This is a genomic window from Paraburkholderia sp. FW306-02-B (assembly GCF_058782725.1).
Genome location: NZ_JBYSXZ010000001.1, coordinates 134,199 through 152,523, shown reverse-complemented (window position 1 = coordinate 152,523; position 18,325 = coordinate 134,199). Strand labels below are relative to the sequence as shown.

Annotated in this window: 17 protein-coding genes and 1 tRNA gene; 5 read left to right on the top strand and 13 right to left on the bottom strand. The window is 63.5% G+C overall.

The genetic code is table 11. The annotated features are described in order from the left end of the window. Nucleotides 1–87 precede the first annotated feature (87 nt). Nucleotides 88–387, bottom strand: a complete 300-nt coding sequence (gene gatC / locus AC3WOG_RS00640) for an Asp-tRNA(Asn)/Glu-tRNA(Gln) amidotransferase subunit GatC (RefSeq protein ID WP_492576163.1) — start codon at nucleotides 385–387, stop codon at nucleotides 88–90. 379 nt (nucleotides 388–766) lie between these two features. Here gatC and AC3WOG_RS00635 point away from each other — a divergent pair, with 379 nt between their 5' ends. The 5 genes from AC3WOG_RS00635 (at nucleotide 767) to rodA (ending at nucleotide 7,132) form a co-directional block, all read left to right on the top strand. Further along, nucleotides 767–1,810, top strand: a complete 1,044-nt coding sequence (locus tag AC3WOG_RS00635; RefSeq protein WP_004189550.1) for a rod shape-determining protein — start codon at nucleotides 767–769, stop codon at nucleotides 1,808–1,810. 153 nt (nucleotides 1,811–1,963) lie between these two features. Next, nucleotides 1,964–3,013 carry a rod shape-determining protein MreC gene (gene mreC, locus AC3WOG_RS00630; protein WP_492576155.1) on the top strand — a complete coding sequence of 350 codons (1,050 nt, stop codon included), beginning with the start codon at nucleotides 1,964–1,966 and terminating at the stop codon, nucleotides 3,011–3,013. Continuing rightward, nucleotides 3,010–3,522 (top strand): rod shape-determining protein MreD, encoded by a 513-nt coding sequence (mreD, locus tag AC3WOG_RS00625; RefSeq protein ID WP_492576154.1) that lies wholly within the window; start codon nucleotides 3,010–3,012, stop codon nucleotides 3,520–3,522. Before mreC ends, mreD begins: the two co-directional genes overlap by 4 nt. 141 nt (nucleotides 3,523–3,663) lie before the next feature. Further along, on the top strand, nucleotides 3,664–5,973 hold the full coding sequence (gene mrdA / locus AC3WOG_RS00620) for a penicillin-binding protein 2 (protein ID WP_492576153.1): 2,310 nt from the start codon (nucleotides 3,664–3,666) through the stop codon (nucleotides 5,971–5,973). Nucleotides 5,974–5,983: 10 nt separating this feature from the next. After that, nucleotides 5,984–7,132 (top strand): rod shape-determining protein RodA, encoded by a 1,149-nt coding sequence (gene rodA, locus AC3WOG_RS00615; protein WP_492576152.1) that lies wholly within the window; start codon nucleotides 5,984–5,986, stop codon nucleotides 7,130–7,132. Between the two features lie 90 nt (nucleotides 7,133–7,222). On the opposite strand, the gene AC3WOG_RS00610 is transcribed toward rodA, so the two are convergent. From AC3WOG_RS00610 to AC3WOG_RS00555, 12 genes are all read right to left on the bottom strand, one after another. Then, nucleotides 7,223–7,924, bottom strand: a complete 702-nt coding sequence (locus AC3WOG_RS00610; RefSeq protein WP_492576151.1) for a tetratricopeptide repeat protein — start codon at nucleotides 7,922–7,924, stop codon at nucleotides 7,223–7,225. Next, the gene (locus AC3WOG_RS00605; protein ID WP_492576150.1) at nucleotides 7,921–8,703 is read right to left on the bottom strand and encodes an HpcH/HpaI aldolase family protein; all 783 of its coding nucleotides are present in this window, start codon (nucleotides 8,701–8,703) and stop codon (nucleotides 7,921–7,923) included. The genes AC3WOG_RS00610 and AC3WOG_RS00605 overlap by 4 nt, the downstream gene beginning before the upstream one ends. A gap of 206 nt (nucleotides 8,704–8,909) precedes the next feature. Next, entirely contained in the window at nucleotides 8,910–9,353 is a 444-nt protein-coding gene (queD, locus tag AC3WOG_RS00600; protein ID WP_410832634.1) for a 6-carboxytetrahydropterin synthase QueD, read from the bottom strand. 9 nt (nucleotides 9,354–9,362) lie between these two features. Next, on the bottom strand, nucleotides 9,363–9,995 hold the full coding sequence (gene queE / locus AC3WOG_RS00595; RefSeq protein ID WP_492576149.1) for a 7-carboxy-7-deazaguanine synthase: 633 nt from the start codon (nucleotides 9,993–9,995) through the stop codon (nucleotides 9,363–9,365). Between the two features lie 73 nt (nucleotides 9,996–10,068). Next, entirely contained in the window at nucleotides 10,069–10,800 is a 732-nt protein-coding gene (gene queC, locus AC3WOG_RS00590; protein WP_492576148.1) for a 7-cyano-7-deazaguanine synthase QueC, read from the bottom strand. A 442-nt stretch (nucleotides 10,801–11,242) separates the two neighbouring features. Then, a tRNA-Phe gene (locus AC3WOG_RS00585) sits at nucleotides 11,243–11,318 on the bottom strand. A gap of 96 nt (nucleotides 11,319–11,414) precedes the next feature. Then, a complete protein-coding gene (gene esaR, locus AC3WOG_RS00580; protein ID WP_492576147.1) occupies nucleotides 11,415–12,104 on the bottom strand; it encodes a response regulator transcription factor EsaR in 690 nt (229 codons plus the stop codon). Beyond that, the gene (locus AC3WOG_RS00575; RefSeq protein ID WP_492576146.1) at nucleotides 12,105–14,519 is read right to left on the bottom strand and encodes a sensor histidine kinase; all 2,415 of its coding nucleotides are present in this window, start codon (nucleotides 14,517–14,519) and stop codon (nucleotides 12,105–12,107) included. It abuts the gene before it with no gap. Then, entirely contained in the window at nucleotides 14,509–15,108 is a 600-nt protein-coding gene (locus AC3WOG_RS00570) for a DUF4390 domain-containing protein (protein WP_492576145.1), read from the bottom strand. The genes AC3WOG_RS00575 and AC3WOG_RS00570 overlap by 11 nt, the downstream gene beginning before the upstream one ends. After that, a complete protein-coding gene (rsmB, locus tag AC3WOG_RS00565; RefSeq protein ID WP_492576144.1) occupies nucleotides 15,105–16,544 on the bottom strand; it encodes a 16S rRNA (cytosine(967)-C(5))-methyltransferase RsmB in 1,440 nt (479 codons plus the stop codon). Before rsmB ends, AC3WOG_RS00570 begins: the two co-directional genes overlap by 4 nt. A 177-nt stretch (nucleotides 16,545–16,721) precedes the next feature. Then, nucleotides 16,722–17,579, bottom strand: a complete 858-nt coding sequence (htpX, locus tag AC3WOG_RS00560; RefSeq protein WP_341313684.1) for a zinc metalloprotease HtpX — start codon at nucleotides 17,577–17,579, stop codon at nucleotides 16,722–16,724. A gap of 103 nt (nucleotides 17,580–17,682) precedes the next feature. Then, complete coding sequence (locus tag AC3WOG_RS00555; RefSeq protein ID WP_492576142.1) at nucleotides 17,683–18,324, bottom strand: LysE family translocator; 642 nt, start codon at nucleotides 18,322–18,324, stop codon at nucleotides 17,683–17,685. Between the last annotated feature and the right edge of the window lies 1 nt (nucleotide 18,325).

Below are 18,325 nucleotides of genomic sequence, written 5' to 3'. Positions count from 1 at the left end.
GGAGGCCGGATACATTGGACCTGCGAGCGGCGATCCGCCGGGCGGCAATCCGCTGGGCGGCAATCCGCTCGCACACCTTGCCGGGCTTTATTCGATCACCTTCGGCACGAGGTACAGGCCGTCCTGGACAGCCGGCGCCGGGCGCTGGAAAGCTTCGCGTTGAACGGTTTCGGTTACTGCGTCGTCACGCAGACGCAGCGCGACGTCTTCGATCTGCTCGATCGGATGAGCAAGCGGCGCGATGCCGGTGGTATCGACTGCCTGCATCTGCTCGACGAGGCCGAAGAAATCATTGAGCTGGGCAAGCGTGTGCTCAGCGTCGGCGTCGGCCAGTTCGAGCCGCGCAAGATGCGCGATGCGTTTAACATCGGTCAGGGTCAGAGCCATGCAGTCACCGGAAAATGTGGTGGACCGCCGCAGCGCGGAAAAACAATGCTGCGACAGCGGGTTACGACACTGGAGGAACGCCTCGAAAAAGGGGCCAGCGGCGGCAAAAAGTGCCGTCCGTTTCCTTCAAATCATCCAAAATTATAAGGTATCATTACGCGTTCGACCCAAACCCGGACCGACTTGCGAAGGCCTTTCTGAACAATTCCCAAAGATAGTTCGGATTTTTCTGACATGGCTTTGCTCCGGCCTCCGGTAGACTCCCTCGCAGCTTCAAGTTCCTGTGGCGCCGCTTCCGCCCGGTTGAAGCTGTTATTTTTTCCGCTGCCGCCCTGCGCATACGTTGCGAGGCCCGGCGCCAAGCGAGACAGGATTTTGAATGTTCGGTTTTCTGCGCAGTTACTTCTCCAACGATCTGGCGATTGACCTTGGCACTGCCAACACGCTCATTTACATGCGTGGCAAGGGTATCGTTCTTGATGAACCGTCGGTGGTCTCGATCCGCCAGGAAGGCGGTCCCAACGGTAAAAAAACCATCCAGGCAGTCGGCAAGGAAGCCAAGCAGATGCTCGGCAAGGTGCCGGGCAACATCGAGGCGATCCGCCCGATGAAAGACGGCGTGATCGCCGACTTCACCGTCACCGAACAGATGATCAAGCAGTTCATCAAAACTGCTCACGAATCGCGCATGTTCTCGCCGTCGCCGCGCATCATCATTTGCGTGCCGTGCGGTTCGACCCAGGTCGAGCGCCGCGCGATTAAAGAAGCGGCTCACGGCGCAGGCGCTTCGCAGGTTTATCTGATTGAAGAACCGATGGCAGCCGCAATCGGCGCCGGCTTGCCGGTGTCGGAAGCCACCGGCTCGATGGTCGTCGATATCGGCGGCGGCACGACCGAAGTCGGCGTGATCTCGCTGGGCGGCATCGTGTACAAAGGCTCGGTGCGTGTCGGCGGCGACAAGTTCGACGAAGCCATCGTCAACTACATCCGCCGCAATTACGGCATGCTGATCGGCGAGCAAACCGCCGAAGCCATCAAGAAGGAAATCGGCTCCGCGTTCCCGGGTTCCGAAGTCAAGGAAATGGAAGTGAAGGGCCGCAATCTGTCGGAAGGCATTCCACGCAGCTTCACGATCTCCAGCAACGAAATCCTCGAAGCCCTCACCGATCCGCTGAACCAGATCGTGTCGTCGGTCAAGATCGCGCTCGAACAAACGCCGCCGGAACTCGGTGCCGACATCGCCGAGCGCGGCATGATGCTCACGGGCGGTGGCGCACTGCTGCGCGATCTGGATCGCCTGCTCGCAGAAGAAACCGGCCTTCCGGTACTCGTCGCCGAAGACCCGCTGACGTGCGTCGTGCGCGGCTCGGGCATGGCGCTCGAACGCATGGACAAGCTGGGCAGCATCTTCTCGTACGAGTAAGCGAGCCCGTCTCCATGCCAGTAGCGCGGATCAGGCAAACGGCCCCTTGTGGGCCGGTTTGCCGTTGGCTGGGCTTACCAGCCGCCGCGTACTGAACGCGCGTCCCTCGCGCGCCGCCGTCTCACCCAACCGCTCACGCCCCCGGCGCCGACCATGGAATACAGTCCGCCGCCCCTGTTCAAGCAAGGCCCGTCCGCGCTCGCACGGCTGGTGTTTTTCGTCGTGCTGGCGCTGGCCCTGCTGATCTCCGATGCACGCTTCAAAACGCTCGAAATCGTTCGCGGCGTGCTCGGCGCGGGTCTTTATCCGTTGCAACGCGCGGCTCTCGTGCCGCGCGACTTCTTCATGGGCGCGGCCGACCTGGCCGTGACCAGCGCCACATTGCGCCACGAAAACGACAAACTGCGCACCAAAGATCTCCAACTGTCGCAGCAAGCCAATACGGCCGCCGAACTGGCCGCCGAAAACACCCACTTGCGCGCGCTGTTGCAACTGTCGCAGCGCTCGACCACGCAATCGCTGCCCGCCGAAATCCAGTACGACACGCGCGACCCGTTCACGCAGAAGGTGGTGATCGGCCGCGGCGCGCAGCAAGGCATCCAGAACGGCTCGCCGGTCGTCAACGAAGACGGCGTGATCGGTCAGGTGACGCGTGTGTTCCCGCTGCAAGCCGAAGTAACGCTGCTGACCGACAAGGATCAGGCGGTGCCCGTGCAGATCGTGCGCACCGGCTTGCGCAGCGTGATTTACGGCACGCCGAAGGGCGATACGCTCGACCTGCGCTTCGTGCCGATCAGCGCCGACGTGCAAACCGGCGACGAACTCGTCACCAGCGGGCTCGACGGCGTTTATCCGCCGGGTCTGCCCGTCGCCAAGGTAGTTCGGGTCGATAAACAGGCGGATACGGCGTTTGCCCGCGTGATCTGCCTGCCGGTCGCACCGGTGCGTGGCGCGCGTCAGTTGCTGGTGCTGCACTATCTGAACAATGTGCCGCCGCGTCCGGCGGAAGAGCCCGATGCGGCGACCACCGCAAAGGACGCGAAGAAGAAGGGCGCGAAGCCCGCGGACAGCAAGGCCGCCGCGGACAAATCCGCCACTAGGCCCGCCGAGAAATCGCCGCCGGCCAAACCCGCTGCAGCGGAGAAGAAACCGGCCGCCGACAAGAACGCGAAGCCGCCAGCCAAGCCGGGGGCCCAGCCATGAACCGTCCGCAATACATCCTGCAGCCGGTCAACCCGTACTTCATCGCGTTTAGCCTCGCTGCGGCGTTTTTGCTGAACCTGATGCCGTGGGGGCGCCTCGTCGGCGTGCCTGATTTCGTGGCGCTCGTGCTGCTGTTCTGGAATGTGCACCAGCCACGCAAGGTCGGCATGGGCATCGCGTTTTTCCTCGGTTTGCTGATGGACGTGCATAACGCCAGTCTGCTCGGCGAACACGCGCTGGCTTATACGCTGCTGTCGTACGGCGCGATTACGATCCATCGCCGTGTGCTGTGGATGTCGCTCGGCGTGCAGGCCTTTGCGGTGATGCCGCTCCTGGTCGTCGCGCAACTGGTGCCGTTCGTGATCCGTCTGCTGACGGGCGCGGCGTTTCCGGGCTGGGGTTACCTGATCGACGGCTTCGTTGAAGCCGCGCTGTGGCCGATCGCCAGCGTGCTGCTGTTGATGCCGCAGCGCCGCCCGGCCGATCCGGACGATACACGGCCGATTTAACCATGCAACGCGCGCGCCGGCCGTTCTGATGGAACCCGCGTTCCCGGCCCGCTCGACGCGCGTCGCTGTTCATGCCTCCCGGTTCCGGCCGGGTTGGGCGCACACTCATGATGGCCGTCACACGGTCTTTTGCAGAATCGCATGACCGAATTCAAGGACACTCAGCAACAGCTCTCGAAGTTCCGCCTGCGCGTCGCGGCGGCGGGCCTGTTCGTGTTCGTGTGCTTCGGGCTGATCGGGTTCCGTTTCCTGTTCCTGCAGGTCTGGCACTACAGCAAGTACTCGCTGCAAGCCGATGAAAACCGCATCTCGGTCGCGCCGATCGTGCCGAACCGCGGCATCATCACCGACCGCAACGGCGTGGTGCTGGCCAAGAACTACTCCGCATACACGCTCGAAATCACCGCGTCGAAGCTGAACGACACGCTCGAAAACGTGATCGACAGCCTGGCCACCGTGGTTTCGATCGACGCCCGCGACCGGCGCCGCTTCAAGAAGCTGCAGGAAGACTCGAAGAACTTCGAGAGCCTGCCGATCCGCACCCGCCTCACCGACGACGAAGTCGCGCGCTTCACCGCGCAGCGCTTCCGCTTTCCGGGCGTGGAAGTGCGCGCGCGCCTGTTCCGCCAATATCCGCTCGGGCCGACCGCTGCGCACGTGATCGGCTACATCGGGCGGATTTCGCAGCGCGACCAGGAGCGTATCGACGACGCCAGCGATCAGAACGACAGAGATCCGGATCACTACGATCCGCGTCTGGACGCGAACAACTACAAGGGCACCGATTACATCGGCAAGATCGGCGTCGAGCAGAGCTACGAAACCGAACTGCACGGCCAGACCGGTTTCGAGGAAGTCGAAGTGACAGCGGGCGGGCGGCCGGTGCGCACGCTGTCGCGCACCCAGGCGACGCCCGGCAACAACCTCGAGCTGTCGCTCGATATCGGCTTGCAGCAGGTCGCCGAGCAAGCCTTCGCGGGCCGCCGCGGCGCGCTGGTCGCGATCGAACCGTCGTCGGGTGACGTTCTCGCGTTCGTCTCGGCGCCGAGCTTCGATCCGAATTCTTTCGTCGACGGCATCGATCAGCAGACCTGGGACGAACTGAACAATTCGCCGGACCATCCGCTCCTGAACCGGCCGCTGCACGGCACCTACCCGCCGGGCTCGACCTACAAGCCGTTCATGGCGCTCGCCGCGCTGACGCTGCACAAGCGCACGCCGGGCTGGGGCTTCCAGGATCCGGGCTCGTACACGTTCGGCGGCCACACGTTCCGCAACGACGTGCGCTCGGGCCAGGGCTGGGTCGATATGAACCGCGCGATCGTCGTGTCGAACGACACGTATTTCTACATGCTCGCGCACGATCTCGGCGTCAACGCGATCGCCGGCTTCATGAAGCCGTGGGGTTTCGGTCAGATCACCGGCATCGATATTTCGGGCGAAGCGCGCGGCATCCTGCCGTCGACGGAATGGAAGCGCAAGGCGTACCGCAAGCCCGAGCAGCAGCGCTGGTACGAGGGCGAAACGATCAGTCTGGGCATCGGTCAGGGCTACAACTCGTTCACCATTCTGCAACTCGCCCACGCAACGGCAACGCTCGCGAACAACGGTGTCGTGATGAAGCCGCACCTCGTGCGCGGCATCGAAAATCCGATCACGAAGGACACGCGTGCGGTCGTGCGCGATCCCAAAGACAGGATCGCCGTGAAGCAATCGGACATCGACATCATCAAGCGCGCGATGGAAGGCGTCGTGACGAACGGCACCGCGTCGAAGCTGTTCATCGGCGCGCCGTATCTGGCGGCCGGCAAGACCGGCACCGCGCAGGTGTATTCGCTGCAAGGCGCGAACTACAAGGGCCACGCGATCGCCGAGCATCTGCGCGACCACGCGCTGTTCATCGCATTCGCGCCTGCCGAACAACCGAAGATCGCGCTTGCGCTGATCGTCGAAAACGGCGGCTGGGGTGCTGAATCGGCCGGCCCGATTGCGCGGCGTGTCCTCGACTACTACCTGATCGGCAAGCTGAAGCCGGGCGCTGAAGCGGCAGCCGTAGCGGCAGCAGCCTCGGCGACGCAGGATGCATCCGCGCCGGAAGTGGGCGACGCACCGACGCCGCAGGAAGCGGCGCAACCGGTCAAAGTCGCGGCGGGCTTCACGCCGCTGCCGATACCGGGTGCGGCTTCGGCGGCAGCCTCGGCTGCGGCTGCCGCATCGGTACCAGCCGCGACCTCGGCGCCTGCTGCTACGGCTGCGGCATCCGGCGCTTCGGCGGCCGTTGCCGCCTCTGCGTCCACCGCCGCAAAGAATCCGCCGCCGCGCAAATCCGGCGGCCCGCGTAAGCCCCACCCGAGCAGCGAGGCGGTTCCGACCGCCGCCGCACCGTCGCGGGATGACGGCATTCAGTCCACGTCGCCACGCCAGCCGGTTTCCGGCGGCATCGACGAGTAAGGAGAAAGGCATGCAATTCGACAAGCGCGCCTGGCTCGACCGCATCAAGCGCATGTTCGCGGGCTTCGATCGCCCGCTCGCGCTGGTCGTGTTTCTGCTGCTGTGCGTCGGCATCGTCACGCTGTACAGCGCAAGTCTGGACGTTCCCGGCCGCGTGGAAGACCAGCTGCGCAACATCATGCTGACGTTCGTGCTGATGTGGGCGCTCGCCAATGTGCCACCCACGACGCTGATGCGCTTCGCGGTACCGCTCTATACGTTCGGTATCGCGTTACTGGTTGCGGTGGCCCTGTTCGGTTTGACGCGCAAGGGCGCAAAACGTTGGATCAACGTCGGCGTGGTGATCCAGCCGTCCGAGATTCTGAAGATCGCCACGCCGTTGATGCTCGCGTGGTACTACCAGCGCCGCGAAGGAGTGATGCGCTGGTACGACTACCTGGTCGGTTTCGCGATCCTGATCGTGCCGGTCGGCCTGATCGCGAAGCAGCCCGACCTGGGCACCGCCGTGCTGGTGTTTGCGGCCGGGTTCTTCGTGATCTACTTCGCGGGCCTGAGTTTCAAGCTGATCGTGCCGGTGCTGATTGCCGGCGTGATCGCGGTCGGTTCGATCGCCGCGTTCCAGGACAAGATTTGCCAGCCCGAAGTGCAGTGGCCGCTGATGCACGACTATCAGAAGCACCGCATCTGCACGCTGCTCGATCCAACCTCCGATCCGCTCGGCAAGGGCTTTCACACGATCCAGGCAGTGATTGCAATCGGCTCGGGCGGGCCGCTCGGCAAAGGCTGGCTGAAGGGCACGCAGGCGCATCTGGAGTTCATCCCCGAGAAGCACACCGACTTTATCTTCGCAGTATTTTCCGAGGAGTTCGGGCTGGCCGGCGGCCTCGTACTGCTGACGCTTTACATGTTGCTGATCGCGCGCGGTCTGTATATAGCGGCCAATGGCGCGACGCTGTTTGGACGCCTGCTGGCCGGTTCGCTAACGATGGCGTTCTTCACCTACGCGTTCGTCAACATCGGGATGGTCAGCGGGATCTTGCCGGTGGTCGGCGTGCCGCTGCCGTTCATGAGTTACGGCGGCACGGCGCTCACCACGCTGGGGGTCGCGATCGGCCTGATCATGAACGTCGCGCGGCAGAAACGGTTGATGCAGAGTTGAAGCGGCAGAGTTGAAGCAGCGGAGTTGAAGCAGGCCACGAATGGCCCAGGAAGCAAAAGGGGCGCACCGCAAGGAGCGCCCCTTTTTTATCTACTGCGGTTTCACTTCCTTCTGATCCCGCAATTGCGCGCTCAGTTGCTGATATTTCAGACGCGCCGCCGGATCGCCCTGTGCCGCCGCCGCCGCGTAATACGCGCGCGCCACGTTCAGGTTTTTGTCCACACCATCGCCACCGCGCTCGTAGAACGAGCCGGTCACGTATTGCGCGGTCATGTCGCCGCCTTGCGCCGCCTTCTTGTACCAGACGAAGGCCTGCTTGTTGTCGCGCTCGGTGCCGCGGCCGTCGAGAAACTGATTGGCGAGCGCCAGTTCCGCCTGCACGTGCCCTTGCTGCGCGGCCTTCAAAAACCACCGATGCGCCTCGACCGGATCGCGCCCGACGAACTCACCATCGTCGTACATCTTGCCGTACACGTACTGCGCGTGCGACATGTTGGCGTCCGCTGCCTTGCGCAGCCACTTCTTGCCTTCATCGACATTCGCGGTGGTGCCTTCGCCGTTGAGCAGCATCATGGCGTAGTTGAACTCGGCGAGCCGGCTGCCGTGCTCGGCTGCCCGGCGAAACTCGGAAAGCGCCGCCGTCAGGTTGCCGGCGTTGTAATCGGCAACCGCGGTTTGCGTCTCGGGATCGCTCGACTTCGCGAGCTTGTCCTGCGCGTACGCTGTCACATCCGCCATCAACGCCGCTGTCACTGCCAGACGCACGACGACGCATTGCACCATCCCCTTCATGACCTCACCTCCTGCAACGCCTGGCGAGTCGCACGCAACATCCACATGACGTCCGCGGCCAGAGCGATAAAACGGAAACCAGCATTGCGATACTGCTTCGCACTCGCGACGTCGACGGCAAACATGCCGGTTGCAATGCCAGCCTTGTTGGCGGCGTCGACGATGCGCGCCATCGCCGCCTGCACGTCGGCATGCTTCGAATCGCCGAGATGACCGAGACTCGCGGCCAGATCGGCCGGCCCGACGAACAGGCAATCGATACCCGGCGTCGCGGCGATCTTCTCGACTTCCTGCAAGCCGCGCGCCGATTCGATCTGCACGATGGTCGCGATCTGCGCGTTGGCCGTCTGCACGTAATCGCGCCGCATGCCGTACGAAGCCGCCCGTACCGCGCCGGCGACGCCGCGCAAACCGTCGAGCGCGTCGGCGGTCGGATATTGCGTCAGGCGCACCGCGTGGGCCGCCTCCTCGGCGGATTCGATATTCGGGAACATCAGCGTGCGCGCGCCGGCGTCCAGCACGCGCTTGACAAGCCACGCCTCGCTGGCGGGCACCCGCACGACCGGTTCGCTCGGCAGATGCGCGGCGGCAATCGCGCGCAATTGCGCGGTGACGTCGCCGCTATCGTTCGGCGCGTGTTCCATATCGATCAGCAGCCAGTCGAAACCGGCATGCGCGAGCGCCTCGGCCGCCGATTCGCTACCGAGCGACAGCCACAGGCCGAACAGCGGCTCGGTTTCCTTCAGACGTTGCTTGAGGGGATTGGTAAAGGTGCTCATCGCCACGCTCCCCGGCGATGGGACATATCGCCTGAAACGCGGGAAAGGACGCTGGTGTGGCAAACCTGGTGGCCGCCAAGGCCGTGGTGGCCAACATACCTGCTGCGACGCAATGCGGGGACCGGCATGTCTCGCTCCGTGTGGTTATCGGAGCGATCATACCGTGACAATAACGCGGGGGTTGGGTCGTACTGCTGAGCGCAGCTTCAGTCGCGGACCACGTCGGCCCAGCAGTTCGGCGTCTCGAACAAGCGCACCTTGTGCAGGCGCAGATTTACGCCGTAGTGTGCGTCGTAGACGTTCGCGAGGATGTCGAACGCGACGGCGGCGAGATTCTCGACGGTCGGAATGCGATCGAGCACGACCGTCTTATGCCCCGCCATGGTTTCCAGAAAACCACGCACCTGCGTATCGCCTTCGTAGACGAGGAATGCATGGTCCCATTTATCCACCAGATGCTCGACGGCGAGCGCCTTCACGTCGGCGAAGTCCATCACCATGCCGCGATCGGGCGCGCCTTCCGTATCGACCAGGTCGCCTTGCAGCGTGATTTCGAGCACATAGCGATGCCCGTGCAGATTACGGCACTGGCTGCGGTGGTCAGGGATGCGGTGACCCGCGTCGAATTCGAGTTTTCGTGTAATCGTCAGCACGGCAAATCAGGGAATGTTCAGATATTTGTGGGTCTGCATCGACAGGCGCCATTGCGGATGGCGTTTGCACCAGTCGATCGCGAGCTTGGTGTTGATGTCGCGCGACGGGCCGTCCATCGGCTGGACGAGGAAATACTCGAAGTCGAGCTTCGCATAGTCGGACAGCCGCTGGTTGTCCTGCGGAATCACGACCTTCAGTTCGTTGCCTTTGGTAACGACGAGCGGCGCGTCGGCCTTCGGGCTCACGCAGATCCAGTCGATCGTCTCGAGCACCGGCAGTGAGCCGTTGGTTTCGATGGCGATTTCGAAAGCGGCGGCATGCAGCGCATCGACGAACGGCTGATCGATCTGCAGCATCGGTTCGCCGCCCGTGCACACCACGAAGCGTTCACCCTCGCCTTCCGGCCACAGGGACGCAATCATCTGCACCAGCTCTTCGGCGGTGCGGTACTTGCCGCCGTTCTCGCCGTCGGTGCCGACGAAATCGGTATCGCAGAAGCGGCACACAGCCTCCTCGCGATCTTCTTCGCGGCCCGACCACAGATTGCAGCCGGCGAACCGGCAGAACACGGCCGGACGCCCGGCATTCGCGCCCTCGCCCTGCAATGTGTAGAAGATTTCCTTGACCGCGTACGTCATGCTGCTTTCTGCCTTGTGTTCCTGAAAATGATGGTCTGCGTGGCGTTCGCTGGGACGGCGCCGCGCAGAGCCGTCAAACCGGCTCGGTAACCTTCTCGCCGGCCAGATACGCTTCGTAGCCACGCTTGCGCAAGCGGCACGCGGGGCATTCGCCGCAGCCGAAGCCCCACGCATGCAATTCTGCGCGCTCGCCGACGTAGCAGGTATGCGTTTCGACGCGCACCAGTTCAACCAGTTCGTCGCCGCCCAGCTCGTGCGCGAGACGCCACGTGTCGGCCTTGTCGAGCCACATCAGCGGCGTTTCGAGCAGGAAGCGCTTGTCCATGCCGAGGTTCAGCGCGACCTGCAATGCCTTCATCGTATCGTCGCGGCAATCGGGGTAGCCCGAGAAATCCGTCTCGCACATCCCGCCGACCAGCACCTGCAAGCCACGCCGATACGCGATGGCCGCGGCGATCGTCATGAACATCAGATTGCGGCCCGGCACGAACGTATTCGGCAAACCGTTCGCGGTGGCTTCGATCTCGATCTCACGCGTCATCGCGGTGTCGCTGATCGAACCGAGCACCGACAGATCGATCATGTGATCGTCGCCGAGGCGCTCGGCCCATGCTGGAAAAACGCGCACCACAGCGTGACGAAAACCTTCGCGGCATTCGAGTTCGACCCGGTGCCGTTGACCGTAATCGAAGCCGAGCGTTTCGACCGTTTCATAACGTTCGAGCGCCCAGGCGAGGCACGTGGCGGAATCCTGGCCGCCGGAAAACAGCACCAGAGCGCTACGTTTAGCGTCTTTGCGGATCACCGTGAAACTCCGTGAATGATGAGTGCCGCGTCGCGCTGCGCGAGGTGCGCCATGCAAGCAACGCGGCGCGACGCGTGCCGGCACTGCTGCCGGCCCAAACCAGTATAGGCCGCGCCTTCCGCATGCAGAGTCGCTGGGCGCTTATACCGTTAATCGTCGGACGCAGGGTTCGGCGTCTGTTGGAGACTGGCCGTTTGCAACCAGGATGCCTCACAAGGCCAGCGCCAGAAACACGAAAGGACTTGTCTGGCGCGGTGGCACTCAGGCACCACCCTCGGCACCGCACTCGCGTGCAAGTCCTTGAACTGGCGCGATTTTATCACGCGGCGCCGAACGCCGCCGAGCGCGCTGCACTCGCATCGTGCGCACAGGCCGGAACCGGCGAATGCCCGTCAGAAAAGGAAAAGCCCCAGGAATCTTGCGATTTCCTGGGGCTGAATCCTGGTGGCCTGGGACGGAATCGAACCATCGACACGCGGATTTTCAATCCGCTGCTCTACCAACTGAGCTACCGGGCCAACGAAGAACGAGATGATATCAAAGGGTCAGCAGCACGGCAAGCCCCTTCTCGAAAAAATCAGCCGGGGCAATATCTGCGCGCATGGCGCCGCCGTTCACTCCCCTTTGTTCTTGCCGAGGTCGACGCCGAGCTGCTTGAGCTTGCGATACAGGTGCGTGCGCTCCAATCCGGTCTTCTCCGCCACGCGCGTCATGCTGCCGTTCTCGCGTGCGAGGTGATATTCGAAGTACGCGCGCTCGAACGCATCACGTGCATCGCGCAACGGGATATCGAACGAGATCGACGCCGTTTGCGCAGCCAATGCGCCGCTGCCCATGCCGTCCGACGACAGCATCGGCAACGCCGCCGCTGAAGCCACTACCGACGCGTTGGTCGGCAAGACCGGCTTGGTTACCGTGCCGCCGGGCGCACTTGCAGCATTGCCACGCGCCAGCCCTTGCTCGACCGCCTTCAACAGCTTCTGCAACGCGATCGGTTTCTCGAGAAAATTGAGCGCGCCGATCTTGGTCGCTTCGACCGCCGTATCGATGGTTGCGTGGCCGGACATCATGATCACCGGCATGGTCAGTTGCCCTTGCGCGGCCCATTCCTTGAGCAAGGTCACACCGTCGGTATCGGGCATCCAGATGTCGAGCAATACCAGATCGGGCGCCTGGCGCAAACGGAAATCGCGCGCCTCCTGCGCGTTTTCCGCGGCCTCCACGACATGTCCCTCGTCGCTCAGGATCTCCGAGAGCAATTCCCGGATGCCCATTTCATCATCTACCACCAGGATGGTTGCCATTTACGCTGCCCTTGTCTGCACTGTTGCTTTTGTCGTTCCCTGCGACGCACTGCTGTGCGCCGCCCGCGGCCCCGCTTCAGGTGCCGCAGCATCGTCTGCCAGTTGAAGGAAGAGGATCGAGATCTGCGCGCCTTCGATCACATCGCCCGCTTTCATGCGGTTGCGAATGTCGATCCGCGCGCCGTGTTCGTCGACGATCTTCTTGACCATCGCAAGACCGAGACCCGTACCTTTGGCCTTGGTCGTCACGTAAGGTTCGAATGCACGTGTCAGGATACGCGCAGGGAAGCCCGGTCCGTTATCCGACACCGTCAGACGCACCGCGACGCGTACTTTGCCTTCCGCGTCGGGGTCTCCGTATTCTACTGTCCTCGTCTCGAGCAACACACGTGGTTGCTCGAGGTCGGCCACTGCATCCTGCGCGTTCTGCAGCAGGTTGTGAATCACCTGACGCAATTGCGTCGCGTCGCCACGAATCACCGGCAGTTCCGCGAGTTCCACTTGAATCGCGCTCTTGCCTTCCTCGATACCGTACAACGTGAGCACTTCGCTGACCAGATCGTTCAGCTGCAGATGCGCGAGCACCGCCGGCGGCGTACGCGCATAGTCGCGGAAATTGTCGACCATCTGCTTCATCGCCGCGACCTGGTTCACGATCGTGGTCGCGCCACGCTTGAGCACATCGGCATCCGACGCCGACAGCTTGTCGGCGAGCTTCATCTGCAAACGCTCGGCCGAGAGCTGGATCGGCGTGAGCGGATTCTTGATCTCATGCGCGAGCCGCCGCGCGACTTCGCCCCACGCGATCGAACGCTGCGCCGAGATCACGTCGGAGATGTCGTCGAACACGACGACGTAGCCCGAGGTCTGCATGTCTTCGGCATCGCGGTCGGTGGCGGACACAAGGCGCGCGCCGCGCACGAGCAAGGTGAGCGGCTCGGTTTCGTCGGGCACCTGCACCGAGAATTGCTGCTGCCAATGGCCGCGGTCGTCGTGACCGTCACCACTTGCCGCTTCACGATCGGCAAAGGCCTTGCGCACCATGCCGCCGAACTCGCTCAGCACGCCGATCTGATCGAGCGCCGAACCCAGCACCGCCTGGAACGGCTGACGGAAAATCCGCTCGGCGCCGCGGTTCGCGGTGGTGAGGCGGAACTGCCGGTCGAACACGAACACGCCCGCGGTCAGGTTCGCAAGAATGCTTTCCAGATAGGCCTTCGAATGCTCGAGCGCGATGCGGTTGTTCTCGACCGCCGCGCGCGCTTCGGAAAGCTGCCGCGTCATCGCGTTGAACGACTGCGTGAGGAAGCCCAGTTCGTCGCGCGACTTGATTTCGCGCTTCGGCGTGTAGTCGCCCTCGGTCACTTCCTTGGTACCCTGCGCGAGCAGGAACAACGGCCGCGCAAGCTGATTGCCGAGCGCGAGCGCCAGCATCATCGCGATGAAGGTCGCGAGGAACAGCGCAAGCGTCAGTGTGCCGATGTACATCTTGCGCAAGCCGGTGCGGCCCAGCGCCTTCTCCTGATACTCGCGATACGCGCGCTGCACCGCGTCGGCATTACGTGCGAGCGACGGCGAGACCGGCTGCGTCAGTTGCAGGAAGCGTTCGGTGGGCTGTAACAGCGACGCGTTCGAATCCGGAATGCGCTGCACGACGCGCAGCCGCAATGCGCCCTTGCTGCCATGCGCGTGCGGATCGCCGTCCACTTCGCCTTCGATCGCCGCATAGCCGCGCCCGCGCGCCTGATCGATCATCAGCGGCGTGGGCAAATCGTTCGGCACCAGCGTCGCGAAATTGCCGGACGCCTGCGCGACCACGTGCATATCCGGCGTCGCGCCCGACATGCTGCGCGTGGGCTCGATGATCGTCGCGTCCTGCACGCCGAACTGATCGCGCAAGCGCAAGAGCGTGAGCGTCGTGCCGGCCGCATCCGCGCTCGCCAGCTGCTCGGACATCAAACGGCCCTTGGTCTGCAGATCCGACAGCGACGCGTCGAGCATGCCGCGGCCGAGGTTCAGCCCCGAGGTCAACGCGGTTTCGACGTTCACGTCGAACCACGATTCGATACTGCGCGACACGAACTGATACGACACGACGTAAATGATCCCGCCCGGCACCACGCCGACCAGCGCCATGAAGAACGCGAGTTTCGCGAGCAGCCGCGTGCCGAATTTGCCCTTGCGAAGCCGGGCAATGATGATGATGACGAGCGTCGCCACCACCAGCAAAAAGATCATCGCAACCGCGAGATTGGCTGCATACAGCCACTGGTAATAACGGTCGAAGAATTCGGTGTTCGCGCTCGCGGCCGCGAGCAGCACCAGCAGCAGCACGGCCGTCACGGCGACCGTAGTCACCAGCACGCGCACGACGATGCTGCTGACACTGGTGGCGCGGCGCACTCTATTTAGCACGTTCGGTCACCGTGAAGGTAAAGCGCTTCCATTCCGACGAGAGATTCCAGTCGCGGTTGTTCACGGCGTCGATCTGGAACGGCTTGGGCATCAGCGCGATGTCGAGCTGCATGCGCACGGAGGCGTTGTAAGTCTCGCCGGTATGCACCTGATTGCGGTCGATCACATGCCATGAGGTGACGTGCTTGATCACCGCGAGCGCGTCTTTGAGCGTACTGAAACCGAGCTGCAAACCGCCCGACGACACGCTCGAGACGCGGTACTCACGCGTGAGCGGCTGGAACGACAGACGGATGCTCTGCGACACGCTCACCGGCTGCTCGTCGAACCAGTACCAGCGCGGCCGGTTCAGTTCGAAATCCGTCGTGAAGTAAAGCGGAATGCCTTTATTGACGGCGTCTTCGAGGTTGCTGTTCAGATCGAAGTCAAAGCGCGTGTCGAGGCTCCAGCCGGTACCGTCGGATTGCAGCGACGCCCGCTGCACCGCGATCGAGTCAGCGTGCGCCACGCCCGGTGCGGCAAGCCATACGGCCAGCGCGATCCAGAGCACGGCTACGAGCCGAAGCGGGAAAAAGCGTTTGATGGTCACCGTTTCTGAAAGCGCGCGTAGAAAAATCCGTCGTGGTCTGAGTTCGAGCCGGCGCCATCTTCAGCGGCGTGTCCGGCATGGGAATCGGCCGATGTGTCGGCGGGCGCGCGGGAAACTGTGGGTAAAAGTTGCCCCGGCGCGTCCAATCGTACCGCATCCTGGTACTTGTCTCCAAACCACTGTGCCTGCAACTCGCCTTCTTCGGGGAAGATCGAACACGTAACGTAGAGCAACTCGCCGCCCGGCTTCACGAGCGGCCACAGCGCGTCGAGAATGCGGCGCTGTTCGGCGACCAGCGCGGGAATATCGGACGCGCGGCGCAGCCAGCGAATATCCGGATGACGCCGCACGATGCCCGATGCGGAACACGGCACGTCGGCGAGAATACGGTCGAAGGGCTGGTCGATGTCGTCATGCCATTTTGACGGCTGGCCCGCATCGCCGATGCGCACTTCTGCTTCGAGCTTCAGCCGCTGCAAATTTTCGCCGATGCGACGTGCGCGCGACGCGTCGCTTTCGAGCGCTACGAGCTGAAGGTTGGCGAGTTCGAGCAAATGACCTGTCTTGCCGCCCGGCGCCGCGCACGCATCGAGCACGCGCATGCCGTCGCGCACGCCGAGCAGTTGCGCAGCGAGTTGCGCGCCGGCGTCCTGCACGGACACGACGCCGTCGCTGAAGCCGGGAATCCGGTCGACCGGCATCGGCGTGGCCAACTTGACCGCATAGTCGCCGGCTTTGCTCGCGGCGATGTGACGGTCTTGCAGCACTTGAAGATACGCGTCGACTGTCGAGTGGCGCGCGTTCACGCGCAGCGTCAACGGGCCTTGCGTGTTGCCGGAGGCGAGCACCGCTTGCCACGCGTCGGGCCAGGCGCGCCTGACTGCGTCGATCCACCACGCCGGGTAATTCCAGCGTGCCACTTCGTCGGCCTGCAATGCGCGCAGCAGCGTCTCACGTTCGCGCAGGAAATTACGCAGCACGGCGTTGACGAGCCCCTTCGCGAACGCGAATTCACGACGTGCGGCGATTGCGCTGACGGCCTGATCGACGACGGTGAACGGCGCGTAAGCGGCGCTCGCTTCATCGTCGACGAGCAAGGCCAGCGCGCACGCGAGCACGTGACCGACGTGCGGCGGCGGCGCCTTCTTCACCAGCTTCGCGATCAGCCATTCGGCGGTCGCCAGACGCCGCATCGTGCGGTACGCGATGTCCTGCACGGCGCCGCGCGCAGCGGCGGCGTTGCCCTCAGGCGCGGACACGAACACGGATTGCAGGGCGGCCGGCAAGGCCGCGCCGAGACGCACGGCGCCGACGGCCTGGCCCGCGCAATCGAGCGCAAAGCCGAGCGATTCGGGCGCGAGATGCAGCATCGACAGACGTGATTCGCGCGGGCGCGCCGATTGGGAAGCAGAACGCGAAGAAGGCTTTGGGATCATGAAAGAGGCAAAGGCAGGCCGCGCGGTGCGCGCGACACAAACAACACATTGTAGCGTGGCGCGGCTTGGGGCTTCTGCGGCAGGGCTGCGGCCGCCACCCGCAATCCTCGTGTGTCGAATAAAAAAGGCGAGCCCGCGGACTCGCCTTTCATCTCACCAGGTTAGCGCCGCGCGCCGTTATTCGAAGCGCCCGGTGCGCGCCATTTCCATCAACCGGGCGATCCGTTCCTCGGTGGCCGGATGCGTCGAAAACAGATTCGCGATGCCGCCGCCCGACAGCGGATTCATGATCATCATCTGCGCGGTGGCCGGATGCTGCTCGGCTGTCGGAAACGGAATGCCGCTCGCATAGCGATGAATCTTGTCGAGCGCCGACGCGAGCGCCTGCGGGTCGCCGGAAATCTGCGCGCCGCCGCGGTCCGCTTCGAATTCACGCGCGCGCGAAATCGCCATCTGGATCAGGGCGCCGGCGATCGGCGCGAGCAACGCGACGGCAATGCTCGCGATCGGATTCGACGGACGGCCGTTTTCATCGCGACCGCCGAAGAACATCGCGAAGTTCGCCAGCGCGGAAATGGCGCCGGCCATGGTTGCCGAGACGGTCGAGATCAGGATGTCGCGATGCTTCACGTGCGCCAGTTCGTGCGCCATCACGCCGCGCATTTCGCGCTCGGACAGCACCCGCAGGATGCCGGTGGTCGCGGCAACCGCCGCGTGCTCCGGATTGCGGCCAGTGGCGAACGCGTTCGGCGCGTCTTCGTTGATCAGGTAGACGCGCGGCATCGGCAGGCCGGCACGCGTGGAAAGCTCGCGCACCATCCGGTAGAACTGCGGCGCGCTGGCTTCGTCGACTTCCTGCGCGTTGTACATGCGCAGGACCATCTTGTCCGAGAACCAGTACGAGAAGAAATTCATTCCAAGGGCGATCACGAGCGCGATCGTCATGCCGCGCGACCCGCCGATCATCCCGCCGATCACGATGAAAAGGGCCGTGATCGCGGCCATCAACATCGCGGTTTTGACCCAATTAAACATGTCTGCTACTCCTTGCCCGAGCGCGGGTTCATATCTGTGCCGCGTCATCGCGGCGACTGATTGTAAGCGAAACGTTAGATATGGACGCGCAGGGAAAATTCAATCATCTCGATGCGGTGGCGAGCTTGATGCCCAAGCCGACGAATGCGCTGCCGACGCCGCGATCCAGCCACTTCTTCACCGAAGGCTTGCCGGAAAAGCGCCGCGTCACACTGCCCGCGATCCACGCGACAAAACTGTTCCAGATCATGCTCATCACGACGAACACCACGCCGAGCGTGAGGAACGCGAGCGCTTTGCGGTCGCTGCCGGTCGTCACGAACTGCGGGAAGAACGACACGAAAAACAGCACCACTTTCGGGTTCAGCACATTGGTCCAGAAGCCTTGCAGGAACAGCTGACGTAGCGATTTCGGCGCACCCGCAGCACGTGCTTCGCCGACCGCTTCGTCTGCCGCTGGTTTCGCGAAAATCAACCGCACGCCCAGATAGATCAGATAAATAGCGCCGACGAACTTGATGACGGTGAACGCGGTGGCCGACGCGGCCAGCAGCGCCGTCAAACCGAACGCGCAGGCCAGCGAATGGACGCAGCAACCCGCGGAGATACCAAGCGCGGACATCAGGCCCGCGCCACGGCCCTGCGCAACGCTGCGCCCGACGATATAGGCCGTATCCGGCCCGGGCGTCACATTCAGCAGAAAAACGGCGACGACGAAAAACTCGAAATGGGTGATGCCGAACATG

Bases quoted from the DNA above. Each gene is read 5' to 3' on its own strand.
- rodA (WP_492576152.1), top strand. From the start codon at position 5,984: ATGCAATTCGACAAGCGCGCCTGGCTCGACCGCATCAAGCGCATGTTC.
- mreD (WP_492576154.1), top strand. From the start codon at position 3,010: ATGAACCGTCCGCAATACATCCTGCAGCCGGTCAACCCGTACTTCATC.
- gatC (WP_492576163.1), bottom strand. From the start codon at position 387: ATGGCTCTGACCCTGACCGATGTTAAACGCATCGCGCATCTTGCGCGG.
- AC3WOG_RS00605 (WP_492576150.1), bottom strand. From the start codon at position 8,703: ATGAGCACCTTTACCAATCCCCTCAAGCAACGTCTGAAGGAAACCGAG.
- esaR (WP_492576147.1), bottom strand. From the start codon at position 12,104: ATGGCAACCATCCTGGTGGTAGATGATGAAATGGGCATCCGGGAATTG.
- AC3WOG_RS00635 (WP_004189550.1), top strand. From the start codon at position 767: ATGTTCGGTTTTCTGCGCAGTTACTTCTCCAACGATCTGGCGATTGAC.
- mreC (WP_492576155.1), top strand. From the start codon at position 1,964: ATGGAATACAGTCCGCCGCCCCTGTTCAAGCAAGGCCCGTCCGCGCTC.
- queE (WP_492576149.1), bottom strand. From the start codon at position 9,995: ATGACGTACGCGGTCAAGGAAATCTTCTACACATTGCAGGGCGAGGGC.
- AC3WOG_RS00610 (WP_492576151.1), bottom strand. From the start codon at position 7,924: ATGAAGGGGATGGTGCAATGCGTCGTCGTGCGTCTGGCAGTGACAGCG.
- rsmB (WP_492576144.1), bottom strand. From the start codon at position 16,544: ATGATCCCAAAGCCTTCTTCGCGTTCTGCTTCCCAATCGGCGCGCCCG.
- AC3WOG_RS00555 (WP_492576142.1), bottom strand. From the start codon at position 18,324: ATGTTCGGCATCACCCATTTCGAGTTTTTCGTCGTCGCCGTTTTTCTG.
- mrdA (WP_492576153.1), top strand. From the start codon at position 3,664: ATGACCGAATTCAAGGACACTCAGCAACAGCTCTCGAAGTTCCGCCTG.
- htpX (WP_341313684.1), bottom strand. From the start codon at position 17,579: ATGTTTAATTGGGTCAAAACCGCGATGTTGATGGCCGCGATCACGGCC.